Raw genomic sequence first — 10,994 nt, 5'->3', positions numbered from 1 at the left:
ATGAAAATCTTGTTTTTCGTTATAACGAATACGCCAACATTAACACTTTAGATCCTGCCTTTTCAAGAACACTACAAGACAATTCGGTTTGTAATCAGTTATATAATGGGTTGGTGCAATTGGATAGTGAATTGAATATTTTACCATCTATTGCAAAAAACTGGACGGTTTCGGAGGATGGAAAAACATATACTTTCATTTTACGAAACGATGTTTATTTCCACAAGCATGAACTCTTTGGGAAAGATTCAACAAGAACGGTTGTTGCTGATGATTTCACTTATAGCCTAAACCGTTTGAGAGATGAAAAAATTGCGGCTCCAGGAAGCTGGGTTTTAAACAAAGTTGATGATTTTAGAGCCGTTAATGATTCCGTTTTTGAAATTACTTTAACGCAGCCTTTTCCAGCATTTATTGGGTTGTTAAGTATGAAATATTGTTCGGTAATTCCAAAAGAAGTGGCTGATTTTTACGGCACCGATTTTAGAGCCAACCCCATAGGCACAGGGCCATTTAAATTTAAACGTTGGGAAGAAAATATCAAACTCGTTTTTAGGAGAAATAACCACTATTTTGAAAAGGATAAAACCGGAAAACAATTGCCTTATCTAAAAGCCGTTGCACTCACATTTTTACCAGATAAACAAAGTGAATTTTTGCAATTTGCCCAAGGAAATATAGATTATTTACAAAGTCTTGATGCGTCTTATAAAGATGAATTATTAACTGCTGATGGTAAACTTAGAGCTAAATATGCTGAAACTGTAGATATGATTCGAGGGCCATTTTTAAATACTGAATATTTAGGTTTTTATTTAGATTCTGAAACGCCTGAAATTCAATCGTTGTTGATTCGGCAAGCCGTAAACTATGGTTTTGACAGAAAAAAAATGATGATTTATTTGCGAAACGGCATTGGGAATCCTGCAAATGGTGGGTTTATTCCTATTGGACTTCCAGGACATGATGAAACTATTGGTTTTTCATACCAACCAGAAAAAGCCAAACAATTGGTTGAACAATTTAAAAAGGAAAGCGGAATTACCAACCCAGAAATCACTTTAGTTACATCGAGTAATTATTTAAGTTTTTGCGAATTTATTCAACGTGAATTGGAAAAAACAGGACTAAAAATTAACGTGGATGTGATGCCTGAAGCGACTTTAAGGTCTGCCAGATCTAACGGGAAAGTTGATATGTTTAGAAGTTCGTGGGTGGCTGATTATTTAGATGCTGAAAACTATTTATCTATTTTTTACAGTAAAAACTTTGCTCCTGATGGCTCGAACTATTTTCATTTTAAAAATAAAATTGTTGATAGTTTATATAACAAATCTTTTAATATTACAGACATTGAAAATCGTAAACACCTATATACAACCATAGATTCTTTGGCTATGGCAAACGCTATAATGGTGCCTTTATTTTATGATGAAGTGGTAAGGTTTACCCAAAAAAACGTCAAAGGTTTGGGTACAAATCCTATTAATTTATTGGATTTAAGATATGTGAGGAAAGATTAAAACTCGTCGGTATTTTTTCCAATATCGTTAATTTCGTCTTTAATTACCAAAACAGATTTTTTCCATTTATTTTCCAAAAAGATATAAAACCCCCAAAGTATTAGTAAACCTGCTGGTAAGCCTAATAAATTTATCCCAAAATTATTATCCCAATCAATTCCCCAATTAAATATATAAAGATCTAATAATGCTATTATAATACCTACAACAAAGCCTGCCACATAATAAATAACGACACTTAAAATAGCATAAAGCCACTTATTTTGGTTGTATTCTTCTGATAAATCGTAAAATCGTTTTCCAATAAAGTAGATTAATAAAATTCCTAACATGGGGTTTTGTTTTTTATTTAGGGTTTATGGACGTTTATTAATAGCCTTATTTTTTGATAGAAACCTAAAGCTTGCTGTTGCCTGCGTTAGGGATTGCAGCGGCATCCTTTTTTGCCATTAAAAGCAAAAAAGACCTGCCTGCCGGCAGGCAGGTATAGCGGAAAGCCCGACCCTTGTGGTAACGCCCAAATTTTAATCTCTTCGAAATTTTTTCGTTTCTTCAAAAACATGTTCTAGAATAGCTTTGTCTTGGTCTGTAAACTCAATTTTTCGTCTTTCCATAACTACTTGAGCAACCTCAAACGCTTTTTTAGTTAAATAAGTTGTAAAGCCACCGTTACCACCCCAACTAAAACTTGGCACAAAATTGCGCGGAAAACCGCTGCCAAATATGTTAGCGCTAACCCCAATAACGGTGCCTGTATTAAACATGGTGTTTATACCACATTTACTGTGATCGCCCATCATGAGGCCACAAAATTGCAGGCCGGTTTTTGCAAATCCTTCGGTTTGGTAATCCCATAAGCGGACTTCGGCATAGTTATTTTTTAGGTTTGAATTGTTAGTATCGGCTCCTAAATTACACCACTCGCCCAACACAGAATTACCCAAAAAGCCATCATGACCCTTGTTGGAATAGCCAAAAATAACCGAGTTATTAACCTCGCCACCCACTTTGCTATGTGGCCCAACGGTGGTTGGTCCGTAAATTTTCGCGCCCATTTTAATACCAGCGCCTTCGCAAAGTGCCAATGGACCACGAATGATTGAACCTTCCATAATTTCGGCATTTTTGCCAATATAAATAGGACCACTACTAGCGTTAAGTGTTGTGAATTCCAATTTTGCTCCTGGTTCTAAAAATATATTTTCTGGAGCAATTATATTGTTACTTATTGGGATGGGTTGCGATATTTCGTCTTTTGTAATTAAATCAAAATCGTCTTGAATGGCTTCTCCATTTTTTGAGAAAATATCCCAAGTATTTTCAATTTTTATAATGTCGTCTGCGAATTCAATAGCCTCGTAATTATCAAAATTGATATCGTCTTGCGCTTCTTTAGTAAAAAAGGCAATGACATCTTCACCTTTAAAAATGGCCTGATTTTCTGTTAAGTCTGCTATCATTTCTACCAATTCTAAATTTGGAAGATAGGAAGCATTAATCATTATGTTTTCATCCATTTCAACCATAGGATATTTATCAGATAAATAATCCTCAGTAACTGTGGTGGTGGTTGCTTTTAAAAAGGTTTCCCACTTTTCGCGAATGGTTAAAATACCAACCCGAATATCGGCTACTGGTCTTGTAAATGTAAATGGCAACAAATTATTCCGTGCAGGACCATCAAAAAGAATGTAATTCATAATAAAGCTAGAAGTTTGAAGCTAGAAGTTTGAAGTTCTAAAACTCAATATGTAAATAAAAATAATTATTGTAAAAATAAAAAAGCCTTTCTACAGTAGAAAGGCTTTTTATAAATATATTTTGACTAAACTTATTTTTTAAATTTAGCGTATTTGTTTTTGAACTTGTCAATACGACCAGCGGTATCTACTAATTTAGATTTACCTGTGTAAAATGGATGAGATGTTCTAGAAATCTCCATTTTTACTAATGGGTACTCAACACCATCAACTTCAAGAGTTTCGTTAGTATCTGCTGCAGACTTTGTTAAAAACACATCATCATTTGACATATCTTTAAATGCTACAATTCTATAATTTTCTGGATGTATACCTTTTCTCATCGCTAAATGCTTTTTTATTACTTTCAATTTTGGAAGTGCAAATTTAAGTATTTTTTATAAATGCACAATACTTTTTATTATTTTTTATTTTGATTTCCGATTTCAAGGGAATGACATTTTAAACGGTAACAAAAAAAACAAAGTCTTAAGGAATTCTTTTCTTTCAAATGTAACGTTTTATTATCTTTGAGTACTAACCAAACAACTAACAAATTAATTATACTATTATGGAAAAATCTTTAAAATCAATGGCTACCAATTATGGGCTTTATTTAGGTGCCACACTAGCATTAATAACAGTTATTGCATATGCCGTTAATTTAGACTTATATACTCAAATATGGTTTGGCTTATGTATACTTGCCTTAATTATTGTGTTCGGTATCGTTTCAGTTGTGAATTCAAAAAAAGCAAATAATGGTTTTTTAAGTTTCAAAAACGCGTTTACTTCTTATTTTATAACCGTATTAGTCGGACTTGTTATTAGTGCCGTTGTTAGTATCATTATATTTAACATAATTGATCCTGAAGCTGCAGCGCAACTACAAGAAAAAGTTATTAATTCGCAATTAGAAAGACTACAAGCCTACAACGTACCTGTTGAAGTTATTGATGAAACTATGGAAAAAATGGAAGCTCAAGGAAATATGTTTTCTATTGGCAATGCCTTACAATCTTTAGCTTTTCAATTAATAGGATTTAGTGTTGTTGGATTAATTGTTGCTGCAGTTATGAAAAAAAATAACCCAGACGAAGTATAAATTCAGTATTTTTGAATATTATTTTGAAATTATTCTAAATGCATATATCTGTAGTTATACCACTACTTAACGAAGAAGAATCTTTAACCGAATTACATGATTGGATTGCAAGTGTTATGCAGTCCAATCATTTTTCGTATGAAATCATTTTTATAGATGATGGCAGTACGGACGATTCTTGGGGCATTATTTCAAAACTCTCAAAGCAAAATAATGCTGTAAAAGGGATTCGATTTTTAAGAAATTTCGGAAAATCTCAAGCACTTCATGCTGGTTTTGAAAAAGCTCAAGGCGATGTGGTGATAACTATGGATGCTGATTTACAAGACAGTCCCGATGAAATCCCTGATCTTTATAACATGGTTTTAAAGGAAGGGTACGATTTAATTTCTGGCTGGAAAAAGAAACGTTTTGATTCGTTAATTAGTAAAAATCTACCTTCAAAATTATTTAATTGGGCAGCCAGAAAAACTTCTGGTGTTAAATTGCATGATTTTAACTGCGGAATTAAAGCATACAAATTAGCGGTTGTAAAAAATATTGATGTTAATGGTGAAATGCATCGTTATATTCCTGTACTTTCAAAAAATGCAGGTTTTGCAAAAATTGGCGAAAAAGTAGTGCAACATCGGGCCAGGAAATATGGTGATACAAAATTTGGAATGAATAGATTTATACATGGTTTTTTAGATTTAATTACCATTTGGTTTTTATCAAACTTCGCCAAACGCCCCATGCATTTATTTGGCACCTTAGGATTTATAATGTTCGCCATTGGTTTTACATTTGCAGCCTACTTAGGTATTGACAAAATGTTTATTAATCGCGCTGGCAGGCTAATTACGCAACGTCCGCAATTCTATATTGCCCTATCCACAATGATTATTGGAACGCAATTTTTTGTTGCTGGCTTTTTAGGTGAAATTATTTTACGTAATAGACCAGACAAAAAAAGGTACTCCATTAAAGATGAATTAAATTTATAATTATTACTTTTAAAATTAAGTACATTACAACCTTTAACAAGTAATAGATTTCTTATTTTTGTTTTTATAAAACTTACCATATGATACACATTGAACCAAAAATTTTAGAGAGAATAAATGCATGGTTAACGCCTGCTTTTGATCAAGCCACGCAAACGACTATTAAAAAAAGTATAGCAAACAATCCAAAAGATATTCAAGAAAGTTTTTATAAAGACTTAGAATTTGGAACTGGTGGAATGCGCGGTGTAATGGGTGTTGGAACCAATCGTATAAACAAATATACTCTAGGAAAAAGCACACAAGGTTTAAGTGATTATTTACATAAACAATTCCCGAACGAAACACCAAAGGCCGTTATTGCTTTTGATTGTAGACATAATAGTAAAACCCTTGCTAAAGTAGTTGCCGATGTGTTTTCGGCAAACGGCATTGAAGTATATTTATTTGAAGATTTACGTGCTACTCCAGAATTATCATTTGCAGTAAAGCACTTAAACTGCCATTGTGGAATTGTTTTAACGGCATCTCATAACCCGCCAGAATACAATGGCTATAAAGTATATTGGAAAGATGGTGGTCAGTTAGTGCCTCCACACGATGATGCTGTTATTAGTTTGATTAATAATATTGACTATTCAAAAATAAAATTTAAAGCAAACAATGATCTTATTCATTATATAGGAAAAGATGTTGATGATGTTTTTATTGATGCATCTGTGGAAAATGGCTGTGTTGGAGCTACTCAAAAAGCAAAAGACAATTTAAAAATAGTATTTACCTCACTTCATGGAACATCTATTACTGCTGTTCCTGAAACATTGAAACGTGCGGGATATAAAAATGTATCGATTGTAAAAGAACAAGAAGTTCCTGATGGTGGCTTTCCTACGGTTAAATCGCCAAATCCAGAAGAACCAGCTGCTTTAAAAATGGCATTAGAACTTGCCGAAAAAGAAGGCGCAGACATCGTAATTGGAACAGATCCAGATTGCGATAGATTAGGTGTTGCTGTTAGAAATTCCGATGGAAATTTACAATTACTTAACGGAAACCAAACCATGGTAATGATGGTCGATTTCTTATTGAAAAAATGGAAATCTGAAGGCAAAATAAAAGGTAAAGAATTTATTGCTACTACAATCGTATCAACACCAATGCTAACAGAGCTTGCTAAATCATATAACGTTGATAATAAAATTGTATTAACAGGTTTTAAATGGATTGCAAAACTCATTGTAGATTTCCCAGAACTTGATTTTATTGGTGGTGGAGAAGAAAGCTTCGGTTTTATGGTTGGTGATTTTGTAAGAGATAAAGATGCCGTAACTTCTACCCTATTAGCTTGTGAAATTGCGGCTATAGCAAAATCAAACGGGAGTTCTTTTTATAACGAGTTAATTAAACTATATGTTGAGCATGGTTGTTATAAAGAAAAATTAGTTTCATTAACCAAAAAAGGTATTGAAGGCGCTGAAGAAATTAAACAAATGATGACTGATGCTCGTGAAAATCCAATTAAAATTGTAAATGGCTCTAAGGTTGTAAAGATTGAAGATTACGATTCTGCAACTTCAAAAGATATGGCCACAGGAAAAATAACGTCGCTGGATATACCAAAATCAAATGTTATAATTTATTATACTGAAGATGGAAGTCAAGTAGCATTAAGACCAAGTGGTACAGAACCAAAAATTAAGTTTTATGTGAGTGTGAATTCTAAATTGGATAGCGTTAATAATTTTAAAACAACTGAGGCTGCACTAGATAAAAAAGCAGAAACCATTTTAAAAGACATGAATCTCATTTAATGGGTCATTTTACCAATATATTAAGGTATGCTAAACCTTATAAAAAATATGCCATAGGACACGTTATTGCTAACGTGTTTTATGCTTTATTTGGCACCCTTTCTTTTATAGCACTTAAGCCAATGCTTGATGTTATTTTTGATAAAGAAAGACAGGTTCCTAAATCTATTCCTGAATATACTGGCTTTAATAATATTGATGATTTTGCAGAGGAGTATCTGATTTACAAAATGAATGACTTTACTGGAGGAGATAACGCTAAAGCTCTAATTTTTGTAATAGGCTTAATCATTTCCATGTTTATTCTTAAAAATATTGCTGGGTATTTAGCCAATTACTTTTTGGTGTTTTTACGAAACGGAGTTATAAGAGACATCAGGGATAAAGTTTATAAAAAAACAGTAGAATTACCTTTATCTTTCTTTTCAGAACAGAAAAAAGGTGACCTTATAGCTAGAGTTACTGGAGATGTTAATGATTTACAATACTCATTTCTACCTGTTCTAGAACTAATAGTAAGAGAGCCATTAACAATCTTATTTACTATAATTGCAATGCTATATATAAGCCCGCAATTAACACTATTTGTTTTTATTTTTATACCAATAATGAGCTTTGTAATTTCAAGGATTGGAAAAAGCCTTAAACGTAAATCTGGACGTGTACAAAAAGAACAAGGTGTATTCCTTTCTACTTTAGAAGAAACTTTAACAGGCTTACGTATAATAAAAGGATTTAATGCCGAAGGTGTTTTTTATAGTAGGTTTCAAGAATCAACGCAAAGATTTTATACTTTTTCAAATAAATTATTAAACCGTCAAAATTTAGCGTCGCCAACAAGTGAAGTTCTTGGGATTTTTATGATATCTGGAATTCTTTGGTATGGAGGTAATTTGATTTTAAAAGGTGATCCAAGCACGGATCTAGAAGGAAGTACATTTTTAGTTTACTTAGGTTTAGCCTACAATATACTAACACCAGCAAAAGCCATTACTCGTGGTATTTACAACATAAAAAAAGGTGGTGCCGCCGCCGAACGTATTCAAGAAATTATAGACGCTCCAAACCCCATAAAAGACAAACCAAATGCTATCGATTTAACCGGGTTTAAAAGTCAAATAGATTTTAAAAACATTTCTTTTAAATATGAAGATGAATATGTTTTAAAAGACTTTTCATTAACTATTCCAAAAGGAAAAACAGTTGCATTAGTTGGTCAATCTGGAAGTGGAAAATCTACCATTGCAAATCTTATAACACGGTTTTACCACGTTAACGAAGGCGATATTTTAATTGATGGAATTAACATTAATGATTTAACAACAAGCTCGTTAAGACAGCAACTAGGCATTGTTACACAAGATGCTATTTTATTTAACGATAGTATTGCCAACAATTTAAAACTAGGTAAAAAAGATGCCACCGATGTTGATATCATTGAGGCACTAAAAATTGCCAATGCCTGGGAATTTGTCAAAGATTTGCCTCAAGGGATTAACACCAATATTGGAGATGCCGGTGGTAAACTTTCTGGTGGTCAAAAACAACGTTTAAGTATTGCCAGAGCGGTTCTTAAAAGTCCACCAATTATGATTTTAGACGAAGCAACCTCAGCATTAGATACTGAAAGTGAACGCGTTGTTCAAGTCGCACTAGAAAACATGATGAAAAACAGAACATCTATCGTTATTGCTCATAGGCTTTCAACCATTCAAAATGCCGATAATATTGTGGTATTAAACAAAGGTGAAATTGTTGAGCAAGGAAAACACGATGAACTTTTAGCTAAAAATAGTGTTTATAAAAAATTAGTAGACATGCAAAGCTTCGAGTAAAACAACTTAATAAGTTTTATAAATATAAAAAAGGATAGAAATTTGGGGGCTTCTATCCTTTTTTTGGTTTCTGTTAGACTTGGGGAAGACTAACAACATAAGTAGGTTTCTGGTACAAACTTAAAACATAAAAACTTATCCTACAAGAAAAACAACACTTAATCGCTCTTTAATTACACTTTATCGATACTATTTTATCTAATTACCTGATTTGTAAGTGTATAGGATTTTTATGAAAATTAAAAAAAATCCGTTTAAACTTTTAGTATATTTAATAGTCTAAAATCTAAACAATTGTTTGTGATTAACGAAGCACAACTATTAGAAAAATTAAAATCTGAAACCCATAAAAATCAAGCGTTTAAAGCCTTATTAGAGCTTTATAAAGAACGGTTATATTGGCATATACGTAATATTGTAAAGTCTCATGATGATGCCGATGATGTGCTTCAAAATACATTTATTAAAATTTTTAAAAATATTGACACTTTTAAAGGGGATAGTAAATTATTTTCTTGGATGTATCGCATTGCCACCAACGAATCGATAACATTCCTAAATAAAAAAGCAAAACGACTTCAGGTAAGTAATGAAGAAATTCAGGAATTAGCAATTAACAACTTAACTTCCGATGTATATTTTGAAGGGGATGCCATTCAATTAAAATTACAAAAAGCCATTGCCACCTTACCAGAAAAACAGCAATTGGTTTTTAATATGAAATATTTTCAAGATCTCAAATATAAAGATATGTCCGATATTCTTGAAACCAGCGAGGGTGCCTTAAAAGCATCTTATCACATTGCCGTAAAAAAAATTGAAGCTTATTTAACTCAAACATAAATGACATTATGTTTAGATTCCGTTTTCTCGGGAATGAAAAATTAAATGGAAACCTCAAGTAAATAATTTAGGAACGTATTAGAAATTAAACCTTTCCAATTAATTTTAGTCTAACAAATAGTATTAAAAATGAAATGAAAAATAAAAAATTACATATAATTGAATCTTCAGGTTTTAAAACACCTAATGATTATTTTGAATCTTTAGATGATAAAATATTGAGTAAGATAAAAATAGAAAGTCCCTTAAATCCCATTAAGGAAACTGGATTTAAAGTTCCTGATAATTACTTTGAATCTTTAAATGAAAGCATTTTAGGCAAAAACATAACCAACAAAGAACCGAAAGTAATTCAATTTTTAAGTAAAAGAAACTTAGTTTATTTATCAGGTATTGCTGCCGCCATTCTGTTATTATTCAATCTTTCTTTATTTGAAAACACACCTACTTTTAGTAACTTAGATATTGAAACGGTTGAAAGTTATATTAATGAAGAAGATTTTAGTTCTTACGAAATTGCTGCCCTTTATGGTGATGAGCAAATTGAAGAATATTTAATTATTGAACATAGTTTTAATGATGACAACCTAGAAGGCTACCTGATGGATAACACCAATATCGAGGAATTAATGATGGATTAAATATTTACAAAAATGAAAAAACTACTCCCTATACTACTACTTTTAATGGTCTTTAAAATATCGGCTCAAGACAGCAAAAGAGAACGCATAAAAGCGCTTAAAGTATCTTTTATTACTGAAAAGCTAGATTTAACCGAAAAGGAAGCTCAAAAATTTTGGCCTGTTTATAACGCACACGAGGATAAAACCTTTCAGATTAAACATTCAGAATTAAAAGTTATCCGTAAAGAAGTTAAAGAACATTTAAGTACGCTTACTGATGCTCATGCTAAAGAACTTTTAGATAAATTAGTTGCGGCTGAAAATAATTTACACACGGAATATGTTAATCTTATTTCCAAGTTAAGAATTATAATTCCGGCTAAAAAAATAATTCAACTTAAGGCTGCCGAAGAAGATTTTAAACGAAAACTGTTTGATGAATTTAAAAAAAGACGTCAAGGAAAATAAATTAAAAGGAGCAAAATTGATCCTTTTTTTATTCTCTAAAAGTTAGTTTAGAAATTCTTCC

11 protein-coding genes are annotated in these 10,994 nt (G+C 32.0%); 8 read left to right on the top strand and 3 right to left on the bottom strand.

All coding sequences use genetic code 11. From position 1 onward, the window contains the following. Positions 1–1,523, top strand: a 1,523-nt coding sequence (locus WBN21_RS03705) for an ABC transporter substrate-binding protein (RefSeq protein WP_424197951.1), incomplete at its 5' end; no start/stop codon positions are given. On the opposite strand, the gene WBN21_RS03700 is transcribed toward WBN21_RS03705, so the two are convergent. From WBN21_RS03700 to WBN21_RS03690, 3 genes are all read right to left on the bottom strand, one after another. Next, positions 1,520–1,855: a hypothetical protein gene (locus WBN21_RS03700; protein ID WP_424197950.1), complete on the bottom strand. Its 336-nt coding sequence runs from the start codon at positions 1,853–1,855 to the stop codon at positions 1,520–1,522. The two genes, WBN21_RS03705 and WBN21_RS03700, sit on opposite strands and share 4 nt — an antisense overlap. Positions 1,856–2,047: 192 nt before the next feature. Next, entirely contained in the window at positions 2,048–3,223 is a 1,176-nt protein-coding gene (locus WBN21_RS03695; RefSeq protein WP_424197949.1) for a GlmU family protein, read from the bottom strand. Positions 3,224–3,354: 131 nt separating this feature from the next. After that, complete coding sequence (locus tag WBN21_RS03690) at positions 3,355–3,606, bottom strand: type B 50S ribosomal protein L31 (RefSeq protein ID WP_424197948.1); 252 nt, start codon at positions 3,604–3,606, stop codon at positions 3,355–3,357. Positions 3,607–3,833: 227 nt separating this feature from the next. Here WBN21_RS03690 and WBN21_RS03685 point away from each other — a divergent pair, with 227 nt between their 5' ends. The 7 genes from WBN21_RS03685 (at position 3,834) to WBN21_RS03655 (ending at position 10,933) form a co-directional block, all read left to right on the top strand. Next, complete coding sequence (locus WBN21_RS03685) at positions 3,834–4,367, top strand: DUF4199 domain-containing protein (protein ID WP_424197947.1); 534 nt, start codon at positions 3,834–3,836, stop codon at positions 4,365–4,367. Positions 4,368–4,405: 38 nt separating this feature from the next. Then, entirely contained in the window at positions 4,406–5,353 is a 948-nt protein-coding gene (locus WBN21_RS03680) for a glycosyltransferase family 2 protein (RefSeq protein ID WP_424197946.1), read from the top strand. A gap of 80 nt (positions 5,354–5,433) precedes the next feature. Continuing rightward, positions 5,434–7,164, top strand: coding sequence for a phospho-sugar mutase (locus tag WBN21_RS03675; protein ID WP_424197945.1), 1,731 nt, complete (start codon positions 5,434–5,436; stop codon positions 7,162–7,164). Continuing rightward, entirely contained in the window at positions 7,164–8,999 is a 1,836-nt protein-coding gene (locus tag WBN21_RS03670) for an ABC transporter ATP-binding protein (protein WP_424197944.1), read from the top strand. Before WBN21_RS03675 ends, WBN21_RS03670 begins: the two co-directional genes overlap by 1 nt. Positions 9,000–9,299: 300 nt before the next feature. Then, complete coding sequence (locus WBN21_RS03665; protein ID WP_424197943.1) at positions 9,300–9,842, top strand: RNA polymerase sigma factor; 543 nt, start codon at positions 9,300–9,302, stop codon at positions 9,840–9,842. A gap of 134 nt (positions 9,843–9,976) precedes the next feature. Next, on the top strand, positions 9,977–10,483 hold the full coding sequence (locus tag WBN21_RS03660) for a hypothetical protein (protein WP_424197942.1): 507 nt from the start codon (positions 9,977–9,979) through the stop codon (positions 10,481–10,483). Between the two features lie 12 nt (positions 10,484–10,495). Further along, complete coding sequence (locus WBN21_RS03655) at positions 10,496–10,933, top strand: sensor of ECF-type sigma factor (protein WP_424197941.1); 438 nt, start codon at positions 10,496–10,498, stop codon at positions 10,931–10,933. The last annotated feature ends 61 nt before the right edge of the window (positions 10,934–10,994 follow it).

This window comes from Algibacter sp., assembly GCF_049667265.1.
Classification (GTDB): Bacteria; Bacteroidota; Bacteroidia; order Flavobacteriales; family Flavobacteriaceae; genus Algibacter_B.
This window is presented reverse-complemented; position numbering and strand designations above follow the sequence as displayed.

Coding starts and splice junctions, on each gene's coding strand:
- WBN21_RS03690 (WP_424197948.1), bottom strand. CDS start 3,606: ATGAGAAAAGGTATACATCCAGAAAATTATAGAATTGTAGCATTTAAA.
- WBN21_RS03670 (WP_424197944.1), top strand. CDS start 7,164: ATGGGTCATTTTACCAATATATTAAGGTATGCTAAACCTTATAAAAAA.
- WBN21_RS03700 (WP_424197950.1), bottom strand. CDS start 1,855: ATGTTAGGAATTTTATTAATCTACTTTATTGGAAAACGATTTTACGAT.
- WBN21_RS03675 (WP_424197945.1), top strand. CDS start 5,434: ATGATACACATTGAACCAAAAATTTTAGAGAGAATAAATGCATGGTTA.
- WBN21_RS03695 (WP_424197949.1), bottom strand. CDS start 3,223: ATGAATTACATTCTTTTTGATGGTCCTGCACGGAATAATTTGTTGCCA.
- WBN21_RS03660 (WP_424197942.1), top strand. CDS start 9,977: ATGAAAAATAAAAAATTACATATAATTGAATCTTCAGGTTTTAAAACA.
- WBN21_RS03655 (WP_424197941.1), top strand. CDS start 10,496: ATGAAAAAACTACTCCCTATACTACTACTTTTAATGGTCTTTAAAATA.
- WBN21_RS03685 (WP_424197947.1), top strand. CDS start 3,834: ATGGAAAAATCTTTAAAATCAATGGCTACCAATTATGGGCTTTATTTA.
- WBN21_RS03680 (WP_424197946.1), top strand. CDS start 4,406: ATGCATATATCTGTAGTTATACCACTACTTAACGAAGAAGAATCTTTA.